We start from the raw sequence: 26,195 nt of genomic DNA on the forward strand, positions 1-26,195 counted from the left end.
TGCGAATTCTGGGTTGTACGCTTCCAATTAGAAGTAGGTAGTTACCCCGGCGAAGTACGCCCGACCGGGTACATAAAAGCTGGTCGAGTCATCACGTGGATCTTCATCCAGCAGGTTCTGCACGCCGACGTTCAGGGTCAGCCAGCGGGTGGCTGACCAGTTGGCGGTCAGATCGTACGTGGTGTACGACTTGACGAAGTCGGTGCCCAGGCCGCGTTGCTTGCCCACGTGCTGAGCTGACAATTCTGTGCCGATCCGTTCGGTGATCTGCCAGTCGATGGCGCTGAACAACGACAGCTTCGGCGAGCTGATCAGGTCTTCACCGGTCGACAGGTTGCGGCTTTCGAGCATGTAGGTGGCGTTGGTGCGCCAGCTGGCATTTTCCCACAACGGCACTTTGGTGCTGCCTTCCCAGCCGCGGGTGCGGGCCTCCTCAGCATTTTCAAGCATGGTCCACCAGCGGCCCTGGAAATACCCCAGCGGCGCGTACTCGATTTTGTCCTCGAAGTCGGTGTGGAAGTAAGTGAGGCTGGCCTCCCAACCGTCGCGGTCGAAGGAGACACCAATCTCCTTGTTGGTGCTGATTTCTGGGCGTAGGTTCGGGTTGCCGGCCATCCAGCAACTGCCGGTGACGTAACCCAGCGGGCGTAGCGATGTACAACCGCGACCGCCCGAGTTGGTCGCCGCGCCAGCACTGCCTTCTTTCAGGCTGGGGGCACGGAAACCTCGTGACACGCCACCGCGCACCGTCCAGTCAGGGTGAGGGTGATAGACCAGGTAAGCACGTGGGCTGTTATGGTTGCCGTATTCGTCGCTGTGGTCGAAGCGGTTCCCCAACGTCAGCGATAGGTTATCGAGCAGAAACAGCTCGTCCTCGACGAACAGCGCAGAGTAGTCGCCCTCAAGGTCCGCGCCGCCCACCGCTGCCCCTTGGTAATCAACGGGTACGGTGCCCAGCGTGTCGGTGTTGGTCAGTTGCTCACGCTTCCACTGGCCGCCAACGGTGAGGCGCTGGTTTACCAATAGGTCAAACGGGATGTTAAGGCTACCCTCGACGATTTTTTCTTCCGAGTTAGCCTTGCCCTCGCTGAGGTCGTTGTTGAACTTGTTCAGGTAAGCGTCGATACGCGAGGTGCCAAAGCCCCAGTCGCCGTGGTGGGAGACTACGAAGCTATCACGGGTGAGGCGTCCGGCACCGAAGGCTTCACCTACCGTGTCACCCCAGTCGCCGTAGGTTTTCTTCGACGACCACGAACGCTCGACGCCTTGGATCGCTTCGAAGGACAACTCATGGTTTTCGTTGAACTGCCAATTAAGCAACGCGTTGACGCTGTGGTCTTTGGCGCCGCCGGCGCCGTCGTTGTAAACGAAGTCACCCAGTGCGTCGAGGCGTGGCGCGGCTTCGTCGGCAGCGCGCCGAGTCAGGTTGGCGCCCAGGCGCAGCCCCAGGGAGTCGGTGACAGGGCCAGAAAGGTTAACGCTGGTCTGGTTGGTCTGACCGCGGTCGGAGTCTTCCGGGATCGTGGTGTTGACGTTGAGCGAGCCGCTCCACTCACGGGACACTTTGCGGGTGATGATATTGATCACGCCGCCCATGGCGTCTGACCCATACAACGATGACATCGGCCCGCGCACGATCTCGATCCGCTCAATCATGTTCGGCGAGATCCAGTTGATGTCCTGGCGACCCAGATCACGGCGGTAATTCGTGTCGGCTGAACTGCCGACGCGTTTACCGTCCACCAGGATCAAGGTGTATTTGTCGTCGAGGCCGCGCAGCTTGATTTTCGACTGCTCGCCCACCGGGCCGTAGCCCCCGGTGACGCCGGGTATGCGGCGTAGCAGGGTGTTCAGGTCGTAGACCGGCTGTCGCTCGATTTCTTCCCGGGTAATGACGCTGACACTGGCCGGCGCGTCGCGCACATCAGTGCCGCCGCCCGTGGCGGTGACGAACGAAGCTTCCAGTTCTGTGGCGGGGAGCGGTTCAAGCTCATGGGCTTCCTCGGCCTGGACGGCAGTCGCGGTGAGCAGCGCGACGGTGAGCAGGGCACGGGAAAAAGGTGGGCATGGCATCGTGAAACAGTCCTTGTCGAGCGGTTGGATTCCAGGGGCAGAATGCAATCGGGGCAGGACACTAACGCAAATGAGAATTGTTTAAAAGAAAATGTTAAAAATAATTTACTGAAAATTTACAAAAAATTGACCCAGCGAAGGGGCATTCCAGGCTTGCAGCCACGGCTACCTGACGGCAGGCCGTTACCGGCCCGCACACCAAGAATCTGACAGTCCCGAAAGAGCATTCAGGTCGCGATCAATCCACCCAGCGCCACAGCGGCTCATCTAACAGCCCAACACCGCGCAGCTGCGTTTGCCCCTGGATCTTCTCCAGCTCCAGCACATTGCAGCCATCACAGGCCGACAGCGCCTCTATCAACGGGGCGCTGTGAGACACAACCCAAACTTGGCTACGACGCGAAGCGCGAATGATCAACCGCGCTAGCGCAGGAAGCAGGTCAGCATGCAAGCTGGTTTCCGGCTCGTTCAGCACCATCAATGACGGCGGCCGTGGCGTCAGCAGTGCTGCCATCAACAGCAGATAACGCAGGGTCCCATCCGACAATTCAGCACCCCCCAGCGGGCGCAAAAGCCCATGCTGATAGAGCTGTACGCTGAACAGCCCACCCGGCGGTGCATCAATCGCCAGGCGACTCCCAGGAAACGCGTCATCCAGTGCCGCTACGAGGTCCTCAACCTCACCAATCTCGATGATGGTCTGCAATGCCGAGGCAAGGTTGCGCCCATCGTGATGCAGAACCGGCGAGCGAGTCCCGAGCTGTGGTTGACGGCAAGGCGCGTCGCGGTCGATGCGGAAGTGATCGTAGAACCGCCAGCTGTTGATGAACGCCCGCAGCTCCCCAATCTCAGGTGCTTGGCGTGGCCTGCCAACGATGTTGAAAAAGCTCTCACAGCTGTCGGCATGTTGATCGAGTACCGTCCAACTGTTTCCCTCCCGGGCACGAACCATCGCGTTTTTACGTTCAACCAGCAAGGACGATGGCCGGTACGCGCCGGCGGCCCAGATGGCTTCGGTTTTGATCTCGGGGTCGAGCATGAATGCGCTGGGATAGGGCAGGGGAATCGGCAGGCCGAGTGAGATGGCAAAGCCGAAATCTTCGGTGGCGAAGCCGAGCCGCAGGCGTTTGGCGTCGCTCGGGTGCTGGCCTTGGATGGGCACTTCACCGCGCTTCATGCGTGCGCTCATCTCAGGCCCCGCCCACCAGGTCGAATCCAGCCCGCCTTCGCGAGCGAGCGCTTCGATCACGCCGCCCTGAGCGGTTTCGGCGAGCAGGCGCAGGGCTTTGTACAGGTTGGATTTGCCGCTGCCGTTGGCACCGGTCACCAAGTTGAGTTGGCCTAATGGCAACACAAGGTGGTTGATCGAGCGGTAGTTGCCGATGGCGAGGGTGGTGAGCATGCGGGGCGTCCCAGCTTGAACTGAGTGGCCGATTGTGGCGGAACTGGAGCGGCCTTACTACCGCTCAACGTGGGCCTTTTCTTGAAACGCTGGGGCCGCTATGCGGCCCTTTCGCTGCACAAGGCCGCTCCTACAGGGGGCGGCGTTGAGCCTGTTATTCTGCCGTAATGCCGCCCCTGAAGCGGCGCCGACTCAGATCCACACGTCGTTCAAGGCTGTGCGCTCACCCCCTTCATGGCCGGTATTCAGCACGCCGCGTGGCTCGATCATCATCAGTTTCGCTTCGCCCTGGGCCGCTGTTCTGTGCTCCACCCCACGTGGCACCACATACAGTTCGCCCGGGTTCACATAGACGCAGCCCTCGGGCAGGTCGATGCGCAACGTGCCTTCAAGCACAAGAAACGCTTCGTCGGTCTCAGGGTGCGAATGCCAGATGAATTCACCCTCGATTCGCACGACCTTGAACTGGTAGTCGTTCATTTCGGCGACCACTCTCGGGCTCCACTGTCGATCGATCAGCGAAGCCTTTTGGGCCAGGTTTACAGGTTGCAAGTTGGTGTCGGACATGACGGATTCTCTGTAGTTGAGGTAGTCAGCCTATCGAACCCAAAGCGCGCGGCGCTTGTACGATCCTGCAAGTCAGCGCTTAGGCCGCAGCCGTTCCAGCCAGCGCAACGGCGACACGCCATAGCTGCGGGTGAAGTGCCGGGTCATGTGGCTTTGATCGTGAAAGCCTGCAGCCAGGGCTGCATCGACCAGCGTAAAGCCATCCAGCATCAGCCGCCGAACAGTGTCCAGGCGCCGCAGCGTGACAAAGCGGTAGGGGCTGGTGCCGTAAAGGGCGCGGAAGTCCCGTGACAAGCTCCACTGCTCGCGCCCGCTGGCCTGTTCGAGCATTTCCAGGGTGATGCCCAGGTGCAGGTGCTCCATGATGAATGCCCGGGCGCGCTCGGCCGAGCGGTAGTCCAGGCGTTTGCGACCGCGTGGCTTGCCGCCGACTGCACGCAAGGCCATGGCCAGGTCATAGACGGCGTCCTGCTCTTCCAGTGTTTCCAGGGGGTGGTCCAGTGCCTGCACGAAGGCTTCACTGGCGCGGTACAGGCGCGGGTCGCTGGACAGCCCGCCAGCTATGAAGGGTAACGGCTCACCGCTGAGCACGTTTTGGATCAGCGCCGGGTCGATGTAGGCCATGCGGTAGCGAAAGCCCGCATCCGTGCCGGCCATGCCGTCATGCACTTCGTCAGGGTGTAGGACCAGCGTATTACCGGGTACGCCGTGGCACAGTGCCCCCTTGTAGTGAAAGCTCTGCACGCCGGCGAGGGTGCGGCCGATCGAATAGGTGTCGTGACGATGCGGATCGTAGCCATGGCTACCGAACCATGCTTCGATCCGCTCTACGCTGCCGGGTTGAGCGCTGCGTATGACCCAGTCCGAGGTGGCTGCGTGGGCTGATTTACGTTCCATGGAAGGGCTTTCCTGTCGGGTTCCCTGCGTGACTGTCACTTGAAAACGGTTGCCTACTGATTAAAGCTGTACTCAGGTCAGAGGCCTGAACCCCTAAGCCAGATCGGGGGGCTAGCGTACAGAAAACGCGAACCAAGGAGGGGTATGCCCAACGTGAAATGCACCCAATCGCTTATGCTATTGCTGGCAGCGGCCACACTCGCCGCCTGCGTCCCCTGGAAGCGCGAGCGCCCCGCCTACGCAGACCTTTGCCAATCCGAATTCCAATTCAAAGTGCCAGGCCCGCAGGGGGAGACCACCCTCTACCTGGAAACCTACCTCTACGACCACGCCGCCCACTGGAGCGACCGGCCAATCGAGCAAGTCCTGCACGTCGAGTACCCCGGCGAGAAGTACGCGCGGCGTGAATTCTATGTGCAACTGATCGCTTACAACAAAAACCGCCAGCGTCCGTCGTCCAGCTCCACCCGCGGCGAGCCGCCGATCCCGATCCTCTACGACAGCCGCCAGGCCTCTATCACCTTCGAAGATGGCTCACGCCTGCAGGCGCGGCCCGAGGTGTACCTAGGCATCGACAAAACCTACGACTATCCGCTCGTTTACCCAACCGCCGCGCGCCCATCGCCCTACGACATCAACAGCGACGAAGTACACCGCAACATCCCCAAGATCACCAACAACAAACGCTACGGCTCCGCTTATGTGATTTTCCAGACGGACAAGTTCGATGCCAATGCCAAGTGGACCATCCACCTGGGCGCGCTAGAGGTTCAAGGCCAGAAACTGCCGATTCCCCCGATCAAACTCTGCTACCAACCTGTGAAGAAATGGATCGGTATCGAGCCTTTGATGCGGCCATGAGGTAATGCGTTTATCGGCATTCCACCGCCGTGGTGCTGCGCCCCTACATTTGAACTGCCCAACTGCAGGGGTGCCTAATGAACATCAACCAGAGGGCAGCACGATGACTGAGCGCAAAGACGACCAGAAGCAACAAAGCCAAGTACCGGCGCATTCCACGGAAGAGGAAAAGGCCAAGCTTAAGGACAAGAACAAGGATGGAATCCCGCCGGGTGCTGAGTGACGCCCGTTGGTTGCGGCGCGGGCACTGCGGCGTAAGGCAAGGGCTGCATCGGTAATCAGTAATTGACAGCGGCCCTACAGCTGACGACCATCCCCAAACAACGACGCCCCGCTGCACCCAGCTCCCCCTGCGTCAATCCATTCGTTTACGACCGTTACAGTGAGTGACGGTCCGCATCAGATCAGGACGATGAACGACTACGCCCTAAAACTCGCCACCTACTGGCGTAACTCCCTCGCTGACGCTGAAAACGGCAATGGCGCACTAACTTCCGATAAATCCAAGGCACTGACCCCCATCCTTTTGGAGCACGTCAACAAAGGCTGCCTGCCTGTGGAACTGGCAGACCCCTTGTTTACCAACGAGCCCGCCTCGACTGCGACAGTTAAGGTCACCCTTCGGCCTTGGGTATTCGAAGCGCAACTGGAACACGGCAAGACGCGTTCGGGTATACCAGCCACGGTCACGCCGGTGATGTGCACTGTGCTTGTTGCGCGGGATGGTCGTCTTTATCCAACCAGCCAGACCTTCGTGCCACGCGATATTCTCGAACCGCTCGACAGAGGCACGTTCTGCATCGGCGCGCAGTCGGTGCTTGATGAGTTCTTGAACGCCAGGGAGGTACCTGCCTTTTCCCCTCCCGAAGGGGAGCAGGTGCTGGATGCGCAGAAGCACCACGAGCAATGGCGCCTGTTCATGCGTTTTTGCTGGAAGATGTTGCTCAAGGTCGGCAAAGGCTGGGACCCAACGGCAGACGGCCTGAGTCGAGCTGAGCACGGCCTGCTGTTCAAAGAAGACAAAGCCGACGGCTTCAGCCAGAACATTGTCAACCTGTACGACTACCTGCGCCAACACAAGCCCGCCGTAGCGCTGTTCGAGCGCTTCGCCCAGCGCGCCCCAAGCCTGGACGAAGCCTGCCTGCCTGCCAATAGCCTGTTTGCCGCACGGCTTGGCCATGCGGGTGACGAATACGCACTGGCGCCGGCCCAGCGTGACGCCTTGGCTCATCTACTGGCAGGCGAGGCGGGCGAGGTACTGGCTGTGAACGGCCCGCCCGGTACGGGTAAGACGACGCTGGTGTTGTCGGTGGTCGCATCGCTATGGGCCAAGGCTGCCGTGGAGGGCGGCGAGCCACCGGTAATAGTTGCCAGCTCCACTAACAACCAGGCAGTCACTAATATCATCGCGGCTTTCGGCAAAGACTTCGCCGAGGGTAGTGGGCCTTTCGCGGGACGTTGGCTGCCCGACGTTCATAGTTTCGGTGCTTATTTTCCGAGAGCCTCGGCCGAAGCGGAAATGGCCACTGTCTTCCAGACCAAAAGCTTCTTCGCCGAACTGGAATCAGAGGCGTACCTGGAGAGGGCGCAGCAGGCTTATCTGGAGCATGCAGCGTTGGCGTTCCCAGGCGTTCAAGAGATGAGCGTGAAGGGTGCGGTGGACCTGCTGCGTCAGCAGATCGTCGGTCGTCAGCAGCAACTTGCTGTTATCGAACAGGCGTGGACTGCCCTGAGTTTGGCACGAGAAGCTGTCCAGGCAGCGTTGGGCGACGACCCGCAGGCTGATATCCAAGCACGAAAGGCGGCGCTGGCTGGCCATGTGCAGCCATTGGAAAACGTACAGAAACGGCTGAAAAATTTCAGACATTACCTGGCCCACGAGCCGCTGTTTTACAGCCTGTTCAGCTGGATCCCCCCCGTGGCGGCCAAGCGGCTTCGGCTGGCCAAGCTGCAGCTCGATGGCGCCGATACCCCGCTGCACAATGCCTCGAGCTTGAGTGAAATCGAAAGCCGTCTGGTGGCGGCCGAGAATGAAGCGCGTGCACAGCATCAACAGCTAACTGCCCGGTTACAAACTGCACAGCAACTGCTTGAGGCGCAACAGCGTTCGCTGCAGCACTGGCAGGGCGTGATAGGCCCGCTGGCCGGGTCGATTGGCAAGCCTGCAGCTGAAACCACGCTCGATGACTGCGACGGTTGGGCCGATACGACGTTGCGCTTCGACATTTTTCGGTTGACCACACACTACTGGGAAGGGCGCTGGCTGTTGGAGGTAGGCGAAGACCTGCCTGCCATTGTCAAAAGCCGCACGAAAACCGGCAGGAAAACCCTCGTCAACAGCTGGCGTCGCTGGATGAAGCTGACGCCTTGCGTGGTCTCGACGTTTTTCCGCCTGCCCAAAGAGCTGTCGTGCAAGCGCTACGATGACGGTGACTACATCGACGATTACCTGATCGACTTCATCGACCTGCTGATTGTCGACGAGGCCGGGCAGGTGTTGCCAGAGGTGGCTGCGCCATCGTTCGCCCTCGCCAAGCAGGCGCTTGTCATCGGTGACACGCAGCAGATAGAGCCCATCTGGTCGATCCCGGCCAAGGTGGATATCGGTAACTTGACGAACGCCGGGCTGATTTCACACAGCCAGGTCGATGAGGACTACGAGGCCTTTTGTGAGGGCGGGCGCAGCGCGGCGAGTGGTAGCGTCATGGCGATCGCCCAAGCGACCAGCCGCTATCATTACGATCCCGATTTGGCACGAGGCATGTATTTGTACGAGCATCGTCGCTGCTACGACTTGATCATCAGCTTCTGCAATGCTCTCTGCTACAAGGGCAAGCTGCTTCCACGGCGTGGCCAGAAGCCAGACGGGGGCTTGCCGGGCCTGGGCTACCTGCATATCGATGGCAGATGCCAGCAAAACAGCCAGGGTAGCCGCGACAACCTGCTTGAAGCGCAGACGATCGCGGCCTGGATACAGGCCAATGAAGCCGAGTTGAGGCAGCGTTACGAGGGCAAAGCGCTGTTTGAGATCCTTGGTGTGATCACGCCATTCGGTGCGCAAACCAGTGCCATCGTCGACGCCTGCACCGCGCTGGGTATTCACGCCGGTAAAGGGGCGGGCGAAATTACCGTCGGCACGGTGCATTCGTTTCAGGGCGCGGAGCGGCCTGTGGTGATTTTCTCAGCGGTGTATTCCAAGCATGCCGATGGTGGTTTTATCGATCGCCGAGATAGCATGCTCAACGTCGCCGTGTCGCGGGCCAAGGACAGTTTTCTGGTGTTCGGCGATATGGATGTGTTTGGCCAGGTGCCGGTCAGCAAACCGCGCGGATTATTAGCGAAGTACCTGCTGGCGGACCCTGCCAGCGAGCTGCAGTTCGAGTACCAGCCCAGGCTTGACCTGCAAACGGCCACTACCGGGTTGAGCCATTTGCATGAGTGGGAGGAGCATGACCGGTTTCTGATGCAGACGCTGAAGACTGCTCGCCAGCAGGTACAGATCGTGACCCCGTGGGTCAGGCTACACTGCTTGCAGACAACCGGAGCATTGCAGCAGATGCATGCTGCTGTGCAACGTGGGGTGCAGGTCGAGGTGTATACCGACTTGCTCTTGAACACGGATACCTCACGTCAAAAACCCAAAGGCGAGCCACAGAAAGTGGTTGAATTTGAGGCTGTGCTTGCTTACCTGCAGGCGCAAAATGTTCCTGTGCGTGTGGTCAGCAAAGTGCACAGCAAGATGGTCATGGCAGATCAGGAGGTGCTGTGTGTTGGCTCTTTCAACTGGCTGAGCGCCCAGCGTCAGGGTGAGTATGTACGCCACGAGACCTCGATGGTTTATCGGGGCCCGGATGTCAGCGAGGAGATCCAGGTCAACCGCAGCAGCTTGGCCAGTCGGGTGACTTCATATGGGGGAGGGGCCTGAGGCGCCGAAACCAAATGTCAGTAACTTTTCAGTCCAATAGCCTGGTCATCGACCTGGAAGTCGTCCCCGCCAAGGGGGACAAACCCGATCGCATCATAAAAGTCGGCGCAACAAGGCCTGACCTGGATAAACAGATAGATGTAGCGGTCAAACAAAACCTTGCGCAGGTACTGGCTGAGGTCGATACGCTTTCGCACGGTGCTGGCTACCTGCTGGGGCACAATATCATCGAGCACGACCTGCCCATCCTTCTGCAACAGGCACCGGCACTGGCCCTGCATGCGCTGCCGGTAATCGATACGTTGCGTCTGTCACCGCTGGCGTTTCCGCAGAACCCGTACCACCGGCTGGTCAAAGACTACAAGCTGATCCGCGACAGTCTCAACTCGCCGCTTGCCGATTGCCGTTCAACGCTGGTTTTGTTCAGCGACCAGCGCGATGCATTCGCGCAGTTGAACGAGGTCAACCAGGCCGAGTTGCTGTGCTATCAAGCGCTGCTGGCCCCAGGTCTGGACAGCGACCTGGGCACTTTTTTCGCCTCCCTGACTGGTCGGCAAGCGGTGTCTATCGCGCAGCTGCGCCAGCTGATTCCAGGCCTGTTGACGGAAACCGATGCGTCGACAGGTCGGGATCTGAAAGTGTGCAACACCCGTTTGCAGCAACTGCTGGGCACTGAGCTTGAACAGAGGGATTTGCACTTGCCTTTGGCCTACGCACTGGCGTGGCTACGGGTGTCGGGCGGCAACTCGGTACTCGCGCCGTGGGTTCGGCATCAGTTTCCGGGGGTGATGCGCCTTATTCGTGAGCTGCGCGATGTGCCTTGTGGCCGTGCGGATTGCCAGTACTGCCTCACCACCCACGATCCACGCCATGAACTCAAGCGCTACTTCGGTTTTGCGGACTTCCGCTACGAACGCCCCGGCGAGAGCCTGCAGCATGACGTGGTACTCGCTGGCATGCAGGGGCAGCATGTGCTGGCCATTCTAGCGACAGGCGGCGGCAAGTCACTGTGTTACCAGCTGCCCGCGCTGAACCGCTTTCATCGCAACGGTAGCTTGACCATCATTATTTCGCCGTTGCAGTCGCTGATGAAGGACCAGGTGGACGGGCTGTTGGAGCGCAGCGTGCAATGCGCCGCCACGCTCAATGGCATGCTGACGATGCCTGAGCGTGCCGATGTGCTGGAGAAAATCCAGATGGGGGATGTCGGCATCCTGTTGGTATCCCCCGAGCAATTTCGCAACAGGGCGTTTCGCCGTGCCATTCGGCAGCGACAGATCGGTGCCTGGATTTTCGACGAGGCGCACTGCTTATCGAAGTGGGGCAATGATTTCCGCCCCGACTACCTGTATGCATCGCGCTTCATTCGTGAGCACACGGGCGACCAACCACTTGCACCAATCGGTTGCTTCACGGCAACAGCCAAACCGGATGTATTGGCTGATATCCGGGCGCATTTCAGGGATAGCCTGGGCATCGAGTTCGCCCAGTTTCTGGGCAGCCATGAACGTACCAACCTGAGTTTTGAAGTACAGCCTTGCAGCCGCGACGAGAAGTGGCCGAGGATCCACCATTTGCTTGAAGCAGAGCTCGGTGGCCAGGAAGGTGGGGCGGTGGTGTTCGTTTCAAGCCGTAAGGGGGCTGAAAAGCTCTCGGACTTTTTGATCGAGCAAGGTTGGTCCTGCCGGCATTTCCACGCCGGCCTTGAGCCCAATGACAAGAAGGATATCCAGGACGACTTCAAGGCCGGGCGTATCCGCATCATTGTCGCTACCAATGCCTTCGGCATGGGGGTCGACAAGGCCGACATTCGGCTGGTTGTTCATGCAGACATCCCAGGCTCGCTTGAAAACTACCTGCAAGAGGCTGGCCGGGCCGGGCGTGACCAGGGCGCGGCACGCTGCGTGCTGCTTTACGATGCGCAAGACATTGAAACCCAATTCGGCCTCTGCGAGCGCTCCAGGCTCAGCCTGCGCGACATCCAGCAAATTTTGCGCAAGCTACGTTTTGAGTACGCCAGGCGCAAGGGCGGTGAATTGGTGATTACCGCAGGCGAAATCCTCATGGATGAGGACGTCGAAACCTCGTTCGATGCCGGCGACATCGATGCTGAAACCAAAGTGGTCACCGCCGTTGCCTGGCTGGAGCGCGGGCAATACCTAAAGCGGGAAGAAAACAGCACCCAGATCTTCCCGGCGCGTTTGAGCCTGAGCGAAGGGGAAGCCAGCCAGCGTTTACACAAGGCCAACCTGTCGAAGCGGCGCCATGAAGAGTTCGACGCGATCCTGAAGTACCTTTACCGCGCCGAGGCCGACGAGCGGGTCAGCACCGACAACTTGATGACACTCACCAGCCTCACCTCTGAAGAGGTCGTCAGCACATTAAGGCAGATGGAAGCGCTGGGGTTGCTGGTCAACGACACCCAGTTGACCGTACTGCTGCGCCATGGCGTGGTGGGGGCTTCGAGCCAGCGTCTGGCACAGACCCTGGCCTTGGAGGCGGCCCTGTTCGAATTACTCAGCGAACTGGCGCCGGACGCACACGATGGCAGCTGGCAAGACTTGAACCTCACTGCACTGACTGCGGGCCTGCGCGCAAGGCTGGAGCAGGAAGATCTTATCCCCCTTCAAGTGTTGCGCCTGCTGCATAGCCTGTCCTACGACCGCGAGAGCAACAGCCAGCCACGCAGCAGTTTCGAACTCAAGCAGGTCAACCATGACTACATCAAGCTCAGGATCCAGGGTAAATACAGCTGGGCACAGCTCGAACGCTTTGGCGAAAAACGACGGATCATTGCCACAAAGTTGCTGCAATTTCTGACCAGCAAGCTGGCGCCTGCTTCAAAGGGCAAAGATCTGATGGTGCAGAGTACTTTCGGTGAGCTGGCCGGCTTGATCGAGTCGGACCTCGTCCTCGCTCAAGCCGTGCAGGCCAACCAGCGCCAGAGGGCCATCGAGCACGTGCTGCTGTACCTGCACAAGCAAGAAGTGCTTACGCTTAACCATGGTATGACAGTGATGCGCAGGGCAATGACCATTGAGGTGAATGCCGAGAAAAAGGGCAGTTACCTTAAGGACGACTATTTGCGCCTGGACGAGCATTACAGCGAAAAGCGCATCCAGGTGCATGTGATGCGTGAGTATGCGCAGGTGGCCCTGGAGGCGATGGCAAGTGCGCTGGAGTTGGTACTGCATTACTTCACAGACTCGAAAGATGCTTTTTTACAGCGCTATTTCTCTGGCCGCGAAGAGGTGCTCAAGCACGCCACCAGCGAGGAGTCGTGGCGTTCGATTGTCGAAGACCTGAGTACTCAGCAGCGGCTTGTGGTGGTCGATGACGACGACATCAATCGCCTGGTGCTGGCTGGGCCGGGCTCAGGTAAGACGCGGGTCATCGTGCACCGCATCGCCTATCTGTTGCGCGTGCGGCGGGTACCGGCCCATGCGATCGTGGCCCTGACCTTCAATCGGCATGCTGCCAATGAAATTCGCAAGCGGCTTCTACAGCTGGTGGGTGCGGATGCTTACGGTGTCAGCGTAATGACTTACCACAGCATGGCCATGCGCCTGACTGGCACCCGTTTCGAGCGAAAGGACGGAGTGGATGAAGGGGCGCTCAAGCAGGTGCTGGAAAATGCCGTACTGATGCTGGAAGGCAAAGGCATGGCTGAAGGCGAGGATGACCTGCGAGATCAGCTATTGCGTAGCTATCGCTACATTCTGGTGGATGAATATCAGGATATCGACGCGCTGCAATACCGTTTGGTGAGTGCACTGGCCGGCAGGCAGTCCAGCGAGGAGGGCCGTTTGTGCATCTTGGCGGTGGGTGACGATGACCAGAACATCTATGCGTGGCGCGACACCAACAACCGTTATATCGAACGTTTCCGCGAGGATTATTCGGCCACCACCAGCTATTTGATCGAAAATTACCGCTCGACGCAGCACATCATCGCGGCAGCCAATCAGTTGGTAGGCCATAACCCCGAACGGTTGAAGGTTGACCACCCGATCCGGATCGATCGCAGTCGCCAGCCGAACCCTCCAGGTGGCGCCTGGCAATCGCTCGACCCAGGGCGTGCAGGGCGGGTTGCACGCCTGGCCATTGACCCAGGTGACAGTGGTGTTGGCAATGTTCAGGCCCAGGCCGCCATGAACGAGCTCAAGCGTCTTCTGGCGCTGGAGAAGGGCGCCTGGCACGGTTGCGCCCTGCTTGCGCGTACTCACCAATATTTGCTGCCGGTTCAGGCCCTTTGCGAGCTTGCAGGCATTCCCTATTTTCTGGCTGCCGACAAAGACAGCGGGTTGCCGATCACACGGCAGCGTGACTTCGTAGCGGTGGTTGATCAGCTGCGGAATATTGGCAAAACACTGACTGCTGCAGAGGCGTGGGCGCAGGTTTCGGTGAATGTCAGTGCCGCCTGGCGCAGTTTTTTTGACGAGGCCTTTACCCAGTTACACGTCGAATTGGGGGAATGCCAGCTTCGCTGCAGTGCGGTTGTCGAATGGCTTTATGACTACGCCCGGGAAATGCGCCAGCAAGCACGCAATGGCCTGTATCTGGGGACTGTGCATTCGGCAAAGGGGCTCGAATTTAGGCATGTGGTATTGCTTGATGGCGGCTGGAATACCCAGGCAGACGGGCTCAACGATGAACGTCGGCTGTTTTACGTAGGCATGACGCGGGCCGAACAGACGTTGACGTTGTGTGAGTTCAATGCGGCTAACCCGTTCAGTGGCAGCCTGACAGCAAACGTCGCACCCTTGGTGTTCAAGGGTGACCATGACCGGGCTTTGGAGCGGCGATTTTTGCAGCTCGGGTTGAGAGACATCGATATCGGTTTTGCCGGGCGCACTGCGTCGACGGATGTCATCCATGAGGCACTGCGAGGGTTGCAACCGGGGGATGAGTTGCAGCTTGTGAGGCAGGGTGACCGGTATGAGATACGCGATGGGCTGGGGCGTGTGGTTGGGCGAACCGCCAAGTCGTTTGTGTTGAACATTGAAGTGGAGCGATGCGAGGTGGCAGGGGTGCTGGTTCGGTATCTGGAAGATACTGAGGAGCAGTATCGAACGTGGCATAAATCTGAGCGGTGGGAGATTGTCGTACCGCGGGTGTGTGGCACGAACTGCATCGGGAGGCCATGAGCCAGCAGACTAGCCCACTTGCTAGAATGACAGGAGTCGTTGAAGTGGGCAGCTCCAGCGCAAGGTCTAGGTGATTTCACGCGATCCGCCTGAAGGGTCAAAGGCTGGAAGCGTTTTCTGCATGACAACCGTCCGCTCCTCCCCATAAAACGCATCCCGCACTGTGCAAAAGCCCAACCCTGCATAAAACCCTTCCGCCGTAATGGAGGAGGGCACACGCAACACCTTCAGCCCACGCGCAATCGCTTCATCTTCGATCACTGCCATCATCTGTTTCCCGACCCCAAACCCTTGATGCTGGGGTTCGACAAACACACTTCTGACCACATCCCCGTCAAGACTGGCCGTGGCAATCACCTCATCCTCAATCAATGCCACAAACACCAACCGCCGAGTCAGCATCTCAAGAATGTGCGCCGCACTGAAAGACGCCTCGATGCGCGAGATAGTCTCGGCATCATAATCAGCCGCGTTCGACCCGCGTAAGGCCGCTATCACGACTCGGCTTATGCCCTCGGCATCGTCTGCATTCGCCAAGCGTATAGGGCAACTCACTCTCGCGCCTCCGATGCACTCAACTGGGTTTTCTTCGCCAACTGAATAGCCGCATTGATCGCAGCCCGTGCCTGGGGGCTGTTCTTCCAGCATGTGGAGCCAACGGCCGCTGATGCCTGGGCCAAAATGTCATCGACATTCGCTTCGCTAAGCATCGCCAGCGAATCAATCCCCATCTGCTCAAGGCGAGCGACAACGGTTGGCCCTACGCCCTTGAGGGCCAGCAATGCTGTGTGTTCCGTCAGTGGAAATGGCATCCGTAAACTCCTGTTATCGGCAAATACTGCCGCGGGAGTTTACCAACTCGCTAGCCTGCTGGGGCTAATCAAGTTTCTCCAGTGCGTTGCCTTGTGAGGTTTCCACCGGCTGTTTCGAAAATCGCTTCGGCCCACTTCTGTTTGCCACCCCAAACGGCACATGCACCATCGGCAGGTCGCCGGCCGGTGATTGCAGGTGGCTGCGTTGATCATCGAAGAACACGTGGGGTTTGAGAATCGACAACACCCGGGGCTTTTCCATCCCGCCAAGGAAGAAGCACTCATCCGGCGACACGCCCCAATCCTTCAACGTGGTCACCACCCGCTCGTGCGACGGCGCGTTGCGCGCGGTCACGATGGCGATGCGCAAGATGCGTTTGTAGTTCGGGTCTTGTGCCAGCTTCTGGTCTTCGAGCGTGCGAATGTGGGAGAGCTTGCGGTACAGGTCCGCCAGTGGCCCGGGCTGGTGGGGGATGGCCTTGCGGGCCCGCTCGTGGGCCTGGAAGTCGTCCAGGTTGTCGTTCTGCTTGTACACGCTTTCCGCTTCGTCATCGGCGATCACGCCGTCAAAGTCGAAGGCCACGCGCAGCTCGGTGTCGATCTCATCGTCGTAAATGCGCGTCGGCAGCACCAGGCCAGCGGGGTAGCTGGCGTCGATGGCGCGCTGCACGTCGTCTTCGTTGGCGCTGAGAAACAACGAGGCGTTGAAGGCCGGGATGTACTCGTGGGGCGAGCGGCCGGACATGAAGGCGGCGCGGGTGATGTCCAGTTGGTAATGGCTGATGGAGCGGAACACGCGCAAGCCCGTTTCGGGCGAGTTGCGCGAGAGCAACACCACTTCCACGGGGAGTTGGTCGGGGAAGGCCTGGTTGATGCTGAGGAAGCGGCGAATGAACGGGAACGCAACGCCCCTCGGGAAGGGTTCATCCAGGTTTTGCTCTTGGTGCTGGCGGTAAGCCTCGACGCCGTCGGCCTTGTAGATGTCGTCAGACACGGTGAGGTCGAAAAGTGCACTGGAGGCCACGCCAATGACCAGCTTGTGTTCGATGGGGTAGGGCATTGAACGGGCTCCTTGAGGGGTGCAGGTGACGAGTATAGGGGTATGCAGGCGGGTGATGGTTAATTGGGGCCGCTCCGCGCCCCTTCGCGGGCAAGCCCACAGGGAAGGCGCATGCTGGCAAACGCGGCACAGATCATGAGCGTTGCCATCGTTAGGCTACTATGTATAATTCCGCCGAAACCCGCATTCCAGAGCGGTTAACCATGGAAAGGCAAGTTTCTTGATGCGTTTCTAGCCGATGCCCTCCAGCGGCACTGCCCGCCATTTTGCGCATTGCATTTACTCCGTTGCATCCAGGCCATTGCTGGGCGTTGGCGAAGCCATGCCCCGTAACAGGCTGCACGCATTTCAACAAGGATATTCATGAAAAAGCGTTTCGTTCTTTGTGCCCTGGCCTCCGCCTTGGCAGGTTGCAACTCCGAATACAACTTCGATGAAGTCACCAGCTACACCGGCACTGTCGGGTCGCCGCATGCGCTGTACCTCGAGCGCAAGTCGGGCGAGCGGCTGAACGGCACCGTGGTGCACAAAGTGGGTGACCGGGTGCTGCAGGCGTTCAAGGTCGAAGACGGCAAAGTGGTCGGCGAATGGAAGGAGTTCGACCAGGACGGCAAGCTGCTGGTAGAAGGCCAGTTGCAGGACGGTGCGTTTGTCGGGCCCAAGAAAACCTGGTGCAAGGGCGAGTTCGCCGAGCACCTGGACAACGTCATCACCCTCGAAGGCGGACGCCGCAGCGAGCAGCACTACGACTGCGCCACAGGCCTGCAGGTCAGTGACAGCACAGAGATCCCGACCGTTGATTTCCGCAAGCGCGCGATCCGTGTCGGCACCCAGCGCGAGTGGAAGGTGATCGATGGCCAGCAGAAGCTCACCCTGCTGGAGACCTTCGCCAGCGATGGCTCCGGCAAGCTCGATGGCCTGGTGGAACACTATGACTACCAGGGCACACTGAAGGACCGCGCGACCTACAAGGCTGGCGAGCTCGATGGCGTGCGTGAGACCTGGACGTCGTTCACGGATGGCACGTCGGTGCCGGCCACAAAGGTCGAGTACAGCGCAGGCAAAAAAAACGGCCTGTACGAGGTGTACTTCATTCGCGGCTGGCCTGCTGGCACGGTCTCCGAAAAGGGCAGCTACAAGGACGACAAGCAGGCTGGCGTGTGGGTCAACTATCAGCCTGGCTCGGCCCAGGTACGTGATGTCGACAGCCCGCCAGACACCTCGCCCATGGCCATGCGCCTGTGGGACGCCGCCCAGGGCCAGGCGCGTACGTCGGACTGGGCAAAAGAGATCAAGGACCTCGACGCCTTCGCCTACCTGCTGAAAAGCGCCGGCATCAATGTCAATCAACGCCTGCATTACGAGAACAAGCCGCTGATCACCGTGGTCGCCGATAACGCCTACGACTACCTGATCTCAGTTGGCGCCGACCCGATGGGTCGGGATATCAACGGCAACACGCGCCTGATGAACTGCCTGGCGGGCAGCGACTACAGCTCGTGCAGCTTCGCGCACATGATCACCCTGGCGGGCAAGGAAGACCTGAAGGCGCACAACGTCTACGGCGACACCGCGCTATCGGTGTTCTGCCAGAAAGCCGGCAGCCTGCAACGCCGCCATGGCGCCGGCCAGCAGCCTGAAGCGCTGTTCCAGGCACTGCTCAAGGGCAGCGACGTCAACGCCAAGGCCTACGGCGGCGAGACGGCCTTGCATGCCTGCATGGCCCAGCGTAACCACAGCTACGCCGAAGCGCTGGTCGCGGCGGGCGCTGACCTCAATGCAGCCGATGTCGATGGCACCACGCCGGTGGCCGCGGCCTTCTTCGGCAGTTACAACCTGGCGGCAGCCGGGCAGCGGGTGGGCTGGTCCGAGAACGTGATCCGCTTCGCTGCCAGCTACCAGGGCAAGTCCGACTTCACCTTCGACACGCCGCTGGCGGCGTTCGGCAAATCGATTCGCCAGCTGGTGCTGGAAAACGGCGACACGGCCTCGGCGATGTTGATCGATTCCTTGGTGGGCACCGCCAAGGGTTGATTGTTTCTTTCAGGATCTACAGACAAGGATTACCTATGCGTCACTTCAAATACGTGCTGGCAGCACTGCCGTTCTGTGTATTGGCTGGCTGCGGCAACGACGCGCTGGATGGCACCTACGAGGCCACGACCAGCGTGATGGGCTACAGCGCAGGCAAGCAGACGGTCGAATTCTCCAGCGACTACATCATTGCGGCAGGCAACAAGATCAAGGTCGACGAGTGGGAGCGCAAGGACGACGTGGTTGTAGCCCGTGATGCCAACGGTGTCGCGCTAATCAACGTCCGCGTGCTAGACGGCGGCAAGCGCCTCGAGTCGATTGGTGGCAATAACATGGCCAAGCAAGTGTTCGTGCGCGTCGACTGACCCTACCGGGCCGCTCTGCGGCCCATCGTCGGGTAGGAGCAGCCTTGTGCTGCGAAGAGGCCTGTGAAAGCAGCGAATATTCGGTGCGTTTTCACCGGCCGCATCGCACCACAAGGCTATTCTTATGCACTGCAAATACGAAGGCGATATCCCTCAGCTTTGACATTTGTTCAAGGTCATGTATACGTTACATTAACTCTTATTTGTTACGTATACAGAACATGGACCCCTCATTTATCGTTGTACGCCTTGGCCAGCAGGTTCGGCAGCGCCGCCGCAGCCTTGGTTTCACTCAAGCCAAGCTGGCGACGTTGGCCGGCGTTACTCGGCAGAAGGTTATCGCGATCGAGCGGGGCGACCTATCTGTCGGCATGGCTGCCTATGTGCGAGTGGTGGGCGCCTTGGACTGCGAGTTCGCGTTGGTGACCGCAGCCATGCCCACGTTAGATGAGATCCAGGGGGTATTCGAGTGAAGACGGCCACGCTGCGGGTTGCAACACCGGGAGGGGAAAGCGGGAAAATCTTCAATTCCGCTGGCGACTATGTGTTTCGCTACCACGAAAGTGCTGATGCTCATGCTGCGATCAGCCTTTTAATGCCGGTACGCCTGGATGATTACCGTCATCGGGACCTGCATCCTATTTTCCAAATGAACTTGCCTGAGGGCTATGTTCTGGAACAATTACGTAACCGTTTGGCAAAGGTCGCCAATGTCGATCCGATGTTGCTGTTGGCGCTTTCGGGCAGCAGTTCCCCTATCGGGCGCGTGGCAGTGAGTTCAGCTGAGGTGGATGCGCTCTTGCGCCGCCAGCAGTTTCCTGGTGAGCGACTAGAGGAAATTCTGACTTGGGATGGCGCTGACGATATCTTTGCTGGTCTGGTGGACCGGTACATCTTGCGTGCTGGAATATCAGGGGTGCAGCCCAAGGTACTGGTACCAGAAGCGCCGAGCAGTACACCGCAACGTTTTACCTCGAAAACCTCCGACCTGATAATTAAAAGCGGGCGCGACGAGTTTCCGGGGTTGGCTATCAATGAGTTCCTTTGCATGTCTGTGGCCAAGGATGTGGGAATTCCGGTACCCGAGTTCTACCTGTCCGATAATACCAAGCTGTTCGTCATGCGCCGCTTCGACCGTGATGAGCAACTCGACCCCATTGGCTTTGAAGACATGGCAGCGCTGATGGGGCTTGCCGCCGAGCAGAAATACAGCAAGAGCTATGCGGCAATTGCCAAGGCCATTCGCCTGTTCTGCACACCCGAGCAGGTGCAAGGTTCACTGGCGCAGTTGTTTGCCATGGTGAGCCTGTCTTGTATTGTCGGTAATGGCGATGCGCATTTGAAAAACTTCGGATTGTTGTATTCCGATCCGTCTCAACGGGACGCACGGCTGGCACCGGCATACGACATCGTCAATACAACAGCCTACATACCTGAAGATGTACTGGCACTGGACCTGTGCGGCAGTAAGTCATTGTTCGCTTCGCGGCAAGGATTGACGGACTTCGCTGATACCTGTGATGTGGCTCGCCCCAAGGAGATCATCCAGGAGCAGTTACAGGCGCTTGAGCGAGTTCTTGCTCGTTCTGCTGAACTCTGCGAGCAGGCTCCCAGTGTGGTGGGTGCCATTCGGCAATCTGCAGGGCCGTTCATCAGGACCTTTGGCTAGCCTGCCGCTCCCCAGGATTCCCTTCAAAACCTGACCTGAAGCAACGCCTCTTCCTCCATCCGCCACTATGCTGATCCGGGCATTCTCTCAAGCTCACTCAGACAGACACGGAGGTGTTTATGAAAGCTGCTGTCGTTGCCAAAGGGCGTCGCGTGGACGTGGTGGAGAAAACACTGCGGCCGCTGGCGCACGGTGAAGCGTTGCTGAAGATGCAGTGCTGTGGCGTTTGCCATACCGACCTGCATGTCAAGAATGGCGATTTCGGCGACAAGACGGGTGTGATTCTGGGCCACGAAGGGATTGGCGTGGTCGTGGAAGTGGGGCCGGGTGTCACGTCGCTCAAGCCGGGTGACCGGGCCAGTGTGGCGTGGTTCTTCCAGGGCTGCGGGCACTGCGAATATTGCAACAGCGGCAACGAGACCCTGTGCCGTGAGGTGAAAAACTCCGGCTACACGGTCGACGGTGGCATGGCCGAGGCGTGCATCGTGGTGGCCGACTACGCGGTTAAAGTGCCGGATGGGCTGGATTCAGCGGCCGCCAGCAGCATCACCTGCGCCGGCGTGACCACCTACAAAGCGGTGAAATCATCAAATATCCGCCCTGGGCAATGGCTGGCCATTTACGGCCTTGGCGGCCTGGGCAACCTCGCCCTGCAGTACGCCAAAAACGTCTTCAACGCCCGGGTCATTGCCATCGACGTCAACGATGATCAGCTGGCCTTCGCCCGCGAAATGGGCGCCGACCTGGTGGTCAACCCGCGCGACGAAGACGCCGCGAAAGTCATCCAGGCCAAGACCGGGGGCGCCCATGCTGCCGTGGTCACGGCAGTGGCCAAGAGCGCGTTCAACTCTGCAGTGGATGCACTGCGCGCGGGCGGTCGCCTCGTAGCTGTGGGGCTACCGCCAGAAGCCATGAGCCTGGACATTCCACGCCTGGTACTCGACGGAATCGAGGTCGTCGGTTCGCTGGTCGGCACCCGCCAAGACCTGCACGAAGCCTTCGAGTTTGCCGCCCAAGGCAAGGTGGTGCCGAAGGTGACCCTGCGCCCGATCGAAGACATCAATGACATCTTCGAAGAGATGCAAGAGGGCAAGATCAAAGGCCGCATGGTGATCCACTTCGCCGATTGAAGGCTGCTGCCTGCCCAGGTGAAGCCGGCCCGCGTGTGCGGGCCGTTTTCAGGGTGGGTTCAAGCCGATCGCTGGGCCCGCAACAGTAACGCCGCCACCGCGCAGCCTATCAGCGCCAGGCACGCCAGGTAGAACGCATCGCTGTAAGCCATCAGGTAGGCCTCGCGTCGAATGGTCGCCGCCACCCCCTCCAGCGCCTGCTGCTGGGCCGGCAGCCAGCTCTGCACGGTTTGGCTGATGCGCTCTTGCACACTGGGCGCAAACACCGTCACATGCTCGTGAATGCGCTCGCTGTGGTAACGCTCGCGCGTGGCCACGATCTGCGTCAGCGCGGCAGTGCCGATGGCGCCCCCGAGGTTGCGCAGCATGGAAAACACCGCCGAAGCGGAGCCCGCTTCTCGCTTTTCCAACCCTGCCACCGCCAGTACCGACAGCGCCACCATGATGAACGGCTGGCCAATGCCGCGTACCACCGTGGATGGGATGATGACGTTGTCGGCGCTGTCGGCTGTCAGGCTCGCACCCAGCCAGCAGCCGGCGGCCATGATCAGAAAACCGCTGGCCACCATGAACTTGGCGCTGGTCCAGGCCATCAGCCGTGGCATCAATGGCGCCAGCAGCAGTTGCACCACGCCATAGGCGATCAGCGCCACCCCCACGTCGCGGGCGCTGTAGCCCTGCAGTTGGGAGAGGTAGTTGGGCACCAGGAACACCAGGCCAAAGGTAGCCCCGCCAAAGATGAACATGGCAACGCTGGCCACCCCGAAGTTGTACCGCCCCAGCAAGCGCAAGTTGATGAACGCGCGTTGGCCGTACAGCTGCGTGTAGACGAACACCGCCAGCGCCAGGCCGGCGATGATTGACATGCCGACGATGAATGTCGAACCGAACCAGTCCAGCCGGCCGCCTTCTTCCAGCACGATCTGCAGCCCGCCCAGGCCAACGACCATGGCCGTGATGCCCAGCCAGTCGCCACGGCGCAACAGGGTCAGTTGCATGGGTTTGGCCTCGATCGACCAGGCGATGGCGAGCAGCAAGGCGATACCGGGGAACAGCTGCAGGTAGAAGATCCAGCGCCACGAATAGACATCGGTCAACCAGCCGCCAATGGAAGGTCCGGCCGCCTGGGCCACGCTGTTGGCCAGGCTGAACAGGGCCATGCCCATGGCCATCTTGCTGGCGGGCAGTTCGGTGATGATCAGCTGGAAGGAGAGGGGGATCAGCACGGCGCCGGCAGCGCCCTGAATCACCCTGAGGGTGATCATCGCCTCAAGGTTGGGGGCCCACGAGCAGGCGATCGACGCCAGCAGGAAGATGAACGAACCCGTCCACATCACCCGGCGCATGGAAAACACTTCGACCAGCCAGGCCGTCAGCGGAATCATGACGATTTCCGCCACCAGGTACGCGGTGGAAATCCACGAGCCTTCCTCGAAGCTCGCGCCCAGCGAGCCGCGGATCTCGGGCAGCGCCGCGCTGGTGACGTGCACGTTCATGCCGGCCATGAAGCAACCGAGCAGGCCGCCGAACACGGCCACCCAGGCGCGTAACGGTACGCGTTGCTCATTGCTCATCGGCAGGCTCCACGGGGCGGGTGTCGACCGTGGTCACCACCGACATGCCGGGCAATATCTGCAGGCCGTCTGCTGGCCGGTCGAGGACGATGCGCACCGGAAAACGCTGGACGATCTTGGTGAAGTTGCCGGTAGCGTTGTCCGATGGCAGCAGTGCGAAGACGTTGCCGGACGCCGGCGAGAAGCTGGCCACGTGGCCTTGCACAGGCTGGCTGGAAAAGCTGTCGACACGGACCTGCACCGGTTGCCCTGGGCGCATGTGTGCCAGCTGGGTTTCCTTGTAGTTGGCAACCACGTAGGTCTGTTGCAACGGCACCACCGCCAGCAGCGGCTGCCCAGGCACCACGTACTGCCCGGCGCGCACACGGCGCTGGCCGACCACGCCGTCGATGGGCGCGCGCAGGACGGTGTCCTGTGCGTCCTGGTCGGCCAGCGCCTGCCGGGCCTGGGCACGGCTCAGGCCTGCTGCCCGTTGCTTGATCTCGGCATCGGCCGCCAATGCCTGTGCCTTGGCCATCGCCAGCTGCGAGCGTTGTTCACGCAAATGTGCCTGCGCGCCTTGCAGCGCGGCACCGGCTTGCACGGCGTTGGCGCGGGCGGCTTCCAGGCGCTGCACGGTGGCTGCGTCATCGCGCACCAAGCCACGGTAGCGCTGCATGTCCAGCGCGCTGCGCTGGCGCTCGGCGCTGACACTGTGCACAGCCGCTTCAGCCTGGACGATGGCCTGCTGCTGCTGGTTGATGCGTTCGGCGGCCACTTGCTGGCGTGCCTGTGCGGCGGCCAACGCGGCGTGCGCTTCGGCCACGCCGGCAGTGGCCTGGTCGAGGCGGGCGCGGTAGTCGCGGTGCTGCAGGCGTACCAGCACATCGCCGGCTTTGACGGCCTGGTCGTCCTCTACTTCCACTTTGGCCACATAGCCGGCCACGCGCGCGCTCAAGGCCACCCAGTCGGCACGCACGTAAGCGTCATCGGTGGTTTCCAGGTAGCGCCCCGTGGTCAACCAGTACCCGCTGAATGCCAGCGCTGCCAGCACCGTCAGGCCACCACCGGCGTACAGCGCCAGGCGGCGACGGGTAGGCCTGGGGGCGCTGGCAACTGCCTGGGCCTGGTTATCGGGCAGCGGGTTCTTGCTGACGGCAACATTCATGATTGGCTTCCAGTCTCGGGGGTGGAGCGGTGCACCTGGCTTGGGGCCGGTGCTGGTGACGACTGCCAGCGCCCGCCCAGGGCGCGGAACAGGTTGATCTGGGCACGCGCCAGGCGGCCTCGGGCCACGACGTGGCTGGCCCTGACCTGGATCAGGTCGCGCTCGCTGTCGAGCAACGCCAATGCATCAACGGTGCCTGCCTGGTAGTTGCGTTGCGCAAGGGCAAAGCCACGCTCGCCTTGCGCCAGGGCCGCACCCAGGGCCAAGGCCCGTTGGCGCTCACCCTCAAGGCGCGCCAGCGCCTGGCGCACATCCTTGAGTGCCGCCAGCGCTACCCCGCGGTAATGAGCGACCTGCGCGTTTTGCAAGGCCTGGGCCTTGTTCACCCGTGCGCGGTTGGCTTTGATATTGGGGAACTCCCAGCTGATCAACGGCCCGATGGCAAACATCACCGCGCGGCTGCCACCCAGGTTGGCAAGGTGGTGGTCCGATGAGGTCAACGAGGCACCGAAGCTGACTTTCGGATACAGGTCGGCCTTGACGATATCGACTTCCAGGGCGGCAGCCCGCAGTTCGCGCTCGGCCTTGCGCACGTCGGGCCGGCGTTCGAGCAGGCGCCAGGCGTCGCCAGCGGGCAACGGCGCGGCGAGGGTCGGGATGCGCTGGCAGGTGTCAGTGTCGTCCGTGAGCGTTGTCGGGTCCTGGCCACTGAGCATGCTCAGTTCGTACAGCGCCATCTGCCGGCGAGCCTCCAGCATCGGCAGCTGCGCCCGCACCTGCTCGCGCAATCCCAGCAGGCGCACGCTATCGAGCTCCGTAGCGACCCCGGCCTGCCGCTGGCGGTCGCTGAGCTGCACGCTGCGCTCCAAGGTGCTTAGGGACTGCCTGGCCGCGGCGATGCGGGCACCGTACACGCACTGGTCGATGTAGGCCCGGGTGGTCTGGCTGACCACGTGCAGCTGCACCAGGTCCAGGGCATCGCGGCTGGCCTCGGCCTGCACCCGCGCCCGCTCGATGGCGGCGCGCACCTGGCCCCAGACATCGACCTGGTAAGCCAGCTCGATGGCCGGGTTGAAAGCCCATTGCGACGGCGCATGGCTGTCGGTCGCCTCGGCCAGGGTCTGGTCATCGGCGCTCTTGCCATAGCTCGCGCCCATGCCAATGGAGGTGGACGGCCAGCGCCGGGCATCGAACTCGCCAATGCCGGCGAGCATGGCCTGCACGTTGGCTTCGGCCTGCGCCAAGTCCTGGTTGTGCGCCAAGGCTTGCAGCACCCAGGCATTGAGCTGCGGGTCGTGGTACAGCGCCCACCAGCGCGCGGGCAGCGCCTGGTCGCTGACGCCGGCAGGCAGGTGCAGTGCAGGGGTTGCCTGGAATGCAGTGGGGGGCACGGCGTTTGTGGGGTGCCCGGTGCAAGCCGTCAGCACGCCGAGCAAGCCGAGGGCGGCGGCGCGCCCGGCAGGGCAGGAAAGGGATCGTATTGGCATCACGCAAAGTCGTATGAGGGGTCGTGAAGCCAGCTTATCGAGGGG

Annotated in this window: 19 protein-coding genes; 8 read left to right on the forward strand and 11 right to left on the reverse strand. The window is 60.7% G+C overall.

The genetic code is table 11. The annotated features are described in order from the left end of the window. Positions 1-27: 27 nt before the first annotated feature. The 4 genes from D886_RS0123140 to D886_RS0123155 all read right to left on the reverse strand — a co-directional run bounded on the left by D886_RS0123140 (position 28) and on the right by D886_RS0123155 (position 4,939). Positions 28-2,073 (reverse strand): TonB-dependent receptor domain-containing protein, encoded by a 2,046-nt coding sequence (locus D886_RS0123140; protein WP_027596161.1) that lies wholly within the window; start codon positions 2,071-2,073, stop codon positions 28-30. Between the two features lie 238 nt (positions 2,074-2,311). After that, complete coding sequence (locus D886_RS0123145) at positions 2,312-3,475, reverse strand: AAA family ATPase (protein ID WP_027596162.1); 1,164 nt, start codon at positions 3,473-3,475, stop codon at positions 2,312-2,314. A gap of 192 nt (positions 3,476-3,667) precedes the next feature. Beyond that, complete coding sequence (locus D886_RS0123150) at positions 3,668-4,042, reverse strand: cupin domain-containing protein (RefSeq protein WP_027596163.1); 375 nt, start codon at positions 4,040-4,042, stop codon at positions 3,668-3,670. A 72-nt stretch (positions 4,043-4,114) separates the two neighbouring features. Continuing rightward, on the reverse strand, positions 4,115-4,939 hold the full coding sequence (locus D886_RS0123155; protein WP_027596164.1) for an AraC family transcriptional regulator: 825 nt from the start codon (positions 4,937-4,939) through the stop codon (positions 4,115-4,117). Positions 4,940-5,113: 174 nt separating this feature from the next. Between D886_RS0123155 and D886_RS0123160 the strand changes: the two genes are divergently transcribed. Further along, entirely contained in the window at positions 5,114-5,800 is a 687-nt protein-coding gene (locus tag D886_RS0123160; protein WP_371098678.1) for a hypothetical protein, read from the forward strand. A 487-nt stretch (positions 5,801-6,287) separates the two neighbouring features. Here the strand turns inward: D886_RS0123160 and D886_RS28485 are convergent, their stop codons facing one another. Next, complete coding sequence (locus D886_RS28485) at positions 6,288-7,031, reverse strand: hypothetical protein (protein ID WP_218186933.1); 744 nt, start codon at positions 7,029-7,031, stop codon at positions 6,288-6,290. Here D886_RS28485 and D886_RS0123170 point away from each other — a divergent pair. Next, on the forward strand, positions 7,023-9,725 hold the full coding sequence (locus D886_RS0123170; protein WP_218186934.1) for an AAA domain-containing protein: 2,703 nt from the start codon (positions 7,023-7,025) through the stop codon (positions 9,723-9,725). The genes D886_RS28485 and D886_RS0123170 overlap by 9 nt on opposite strands. A 14-nt stretch (positions 9,726-9,739) precedes the next feature. Beyond that, the gene (locus D886_RS0123175) at positions 9,740-14,872 is read left to right on the forward strand and encodes a RecQ family ATP-dependent DNA helicase (RefSeq protein WP_027596167.1); all 5,133 of its coding nucleotides are present in this window, start codon (positions 9,740-9,742) and stop codon (positions 14,870-14,872) included. A gap of 66 nt (positions 14,873-14,938) precedes the next feature. Here D886_RS0123175 and D886_RS27210 read toward each other — a convergent pair whose 3' ends face one another. The 3 genes from D886_RS27210 to D886_RS0123190 all read right to left on the reverse strand — a co-directional run bounded on the left by D886_RS27210 (position 14,939) and on the right by D886_RS0123190 (position 16,744). Continuing rightward, positions 14,939-15,427, reverse strand: coding sequence for a GNAT family N-acetyltransferase (locus tag D886_RS27210; RefSeq protein WP_050580778.1), 489 nt, complete (start codon positions 15,425-15,427; stop codon positions 14,939-14,941). After that, on the reverse strand, positions 15,424-15,684 hold the full coding sequence (locus D886_RS0123185; protein ID WP_027596168.1) for a Pathogenicity locus: 261 nt from the start codon (positions 15,682-15,684) through the stop codon (positions 15,424-15,426). The genes D886_RS27210 and D886_RS0123185 overlap by 4 nt, the downstream gene beginning before the upstream one ends. Before the next feature lie 64 nt (positions 15,685-15,748). Beyond that, positions 15,749-16,744, reverse strand: coding sequence for a 5'-nucleotidase (locus D886_RS0123190; protein WP_027596169.1), 996 nt, complete (start codon positions 16,742-16,744; stop codon positions 15,749-15,751). A 363-nt stretch (positions 16,745-17,107) separates the two neighbouring features. Here D886_RS0123190 and D886_RS0123195 point away from each other — a divergent pair, with 363 nt between their 5' ends. The 5 genes from D886_RS0123195 to adhP all read left to right on the forward strand — a co-directional run bounded on the left by D886_RS0123195 (position 17,108) and on the right by adhP (position 21,942). After that, positions 17,108-18,778: a hypothetical protein gene (locus D886_RS0123195; RefSeq protein WP_027596170.1), complete on the forward strand. Its 1,671-nt coding sequence runs from the start codon at positions 17,108-17,110 to the stop codon at positions 18,776-18,778. Positions 18,779-18,813: 35 nt separating this feature from the next. Further along, positions 18,814-19,143 carry a hypothetical protein gene (locus D886_RS0123200; RefSeq protein ID WP_027596171.1) on the forward strand — a complete coding sequence of 110 codons (330 nt, stop codon included), beginning with the start codon at positions 18,814-18,816 and terminating at the stop codon, positions 19,141-19,143. Positions 19,144-19,364: 221 nt separating this feature from the next. Then, on the forward strand, positions 19,365-19,616 hold the full coding sequence (locus tag D886_RS0123205) for a helix-turn-helix transcriptional regulator (RefSeq protein ID WP_027596172.1): 252 nt from the start codon (positions 19,365-19,367) through the stop codon (positions 19,614-19,616). Further along, positions 19,613-20,812: a type II toxin-antitoxin system HipA family toxin gene (locus D886_RS0123210; RefSeq protein WP_027596173.1), complete on the forward strand. Its 1,200-nt coding sequence runs from the start codon at positions 19,613-19,615 to the stop codon at positions 20,810-20,812. Before D886_RS0123205 ends, D886_RS0123210 begins: the two co-directional genes overlap by 4 nt. A gap of 119 nt (positions 20,813-20,931) precedes the next feature. After that, complete coding sequence (gene adhP / locus D886_RS0123215) at positions 20,932-21,942, forward strand: alcohol dehydrogenase AdhP (protein WP_027596174.1); 1,011 nt, start codon at positions 20,932-20,934, stop codon at positions 21,940-21,942. 59 nt (positions 21,943-22,001) lie between these two features. Here the strand turns inward: adhP and D886_RS0123220 are convergent, their stop codons facing one another. The 3 genes from D886_RS0123220 to D886_RS27215 are packed head-to-tail and all read right to left on the reverse strand — an operon-like array spanning position 22,002 to position 26,150. Beyond that, positions 22,002-23,516, reverse strand: coding sequence for a DHA2 family efflux MFS transporter permease subunit (locus D886_RS0123220; RefSeq protein WP_027596175.1), 1,515 nt, complete (start codon positions 23,514-23,516; stop codon positions 22,002-22,004). Then, positions 23,506-24,663, reverse strand: a complete 1,158-nt coding sequence (locus D886_RS0123225; protein ID WP_027596176.1) for an HlyD family secretion protein — start codon at positions 24,661-24,663, stop codon at positions 23,506-23,508. The genes D886_RS0123220 and D886_RS0123225 overlap by 11 nt, the downstream gene beginning before the upstream one ends. Beyond that, positions 24,660-26,150 (reverse strand): efflux transporter outer membrane subunit, encoded by a 1,491-nt coding sequence (locus D886_RS27215; protein ID WP_050580779.1) that lies wholly within the window; start codon positions 26,148-26,150, stop codon positions 24,660-24,662. Before D886_RS27215 ends, D886_RS0123225 begins: the two co-directional genes overlap by 4 nt. Positions 26,151-26,195 lie beyond the last annotated feature (45 nt).

The sequence above is a fragment of the Pseudomonas sp. LAIL14HWK12:I7 genome (genome assembly GCF_000483465.1).
Classification (GTDB): Bacteria; Pseudomonadota; Gammaproteobacteria; order Pseudomonadales; family Pseudomonadaceae; genus Aquipseudomonas; species Aquipseudomonas kermanshahensis.

Bases quoted from the DNA above. Each gene is read 5' to 3' on its own strand.
- D886_RS0123205 (WP_027596172.1), top strand. From the start codon at position 19,365: ATGGACCCCTCATTTATCGTTGTACGCCTTGGCCAGCAGGTTCGGCAG.
- D886_RS0123175 (WP_027596167.1), top strand. From the start codon at position 9,740: ATGTCAGTAACTTTTCAGTCCAATAGCCTGGTCATCGACCTGGAAGTC.
- D886_RS28485 (WP_218186933.1), bottom strand. From the start codon at position 7,031: ATGAGCCAAGGCGTCACGCTGGGCCGGCGCCAGTGCGTATTCGTCACC.
- D886_RS0123225 (WP_027596176.1), bottom strand. From the start codon at position 24,663: ATGAATGTTGCCGTCAGCAAGAACCCGCTGCCCGATAACCAGGCCCAG.
- adhP (WP_027596174.1), top strand. From the start codon at position 20,932: ATGAAAGCTGCTGTCGTTGCCAAAGGGCGTCGCGTGGACGTGGTGGAG.
- D886_RS0123190 (WP_027596169.1), bottom strand. From the start codon at position 16,744: ATGCCCTACCCCATCGAACACAAGCTGGTCATTGGCGTGGCCTCCAGT.
- D886_RS0123145 (WP_027596162.1), bottom strand. From the start codon at position 3,475: ATGCTCACCACCCTCGCCATCGGCAACTACCGCTCGATCAACCACCTT.
- D886_RS0123200 (WP_027596171.1), top strand. From the start codon at position 18,814: ATGCGTCACTTCAAATACGTGCTGGCAGCACTGCCGTTCTGTGTATTG.
- D886_RS0123160 (WP_371098678.1), top strand. From the start codon at position 5,114: ATGCTATTGCTGGCAGCGGCCACACTCGCCGCCTGCGTCCCCTGGAAG.
- D886_RS0123140 (WP_027596161.1), bottom strand. From the start codon at position 2,073: ATGCCATGCCCACCTTTTTCCCGTGCCCTGCTCACCGTCGCGCTGCTC.
- D886_RS0123195 (WP_027596170.1), top strand. From the start codon at position 17,108: ATGAAAAAGCGTTTCGTTCTTTGTGCCCTGGCCTCCGCCTTGGCAGGT.
- D886_RS0123185 (WP_027596168.1), bottom strand. From the start codon at position 15,684: ATGCCATTTCCACTGACGGAACACACAGCATTGCTGGCCCTCAAGGGC.
- D886_RS0123150 (WP_027596163.1), bottom strand. From the start codon at position 4,042: ATGTCCGACACCAACTTGCAACCTGTAAACCTGGCCCAAAAGGCTTCG.
- D886_RS27215 (WP_050580779.1), bottom strand. From the start codon at position 26,150: ATGCCAATACGATCCCTTTCCTGCCCTGCCGGGCGCGCCGCCGCCCTC.
- D886_RS0123155 (WP_027596164.1), bottom strand. From the start codon at position 4,939: ATGGAACGTAAATCAGCCCACGCAGCCACCTCGGACTGGGTCATACGC.
- D886_RS0123220 (WP_027596175.1), bottom strand. From the start codon at position 23,516: ATGAGCAATGAGCAACGCGTACCGTTACGCGCCTGGGTGGCCGTGTTC.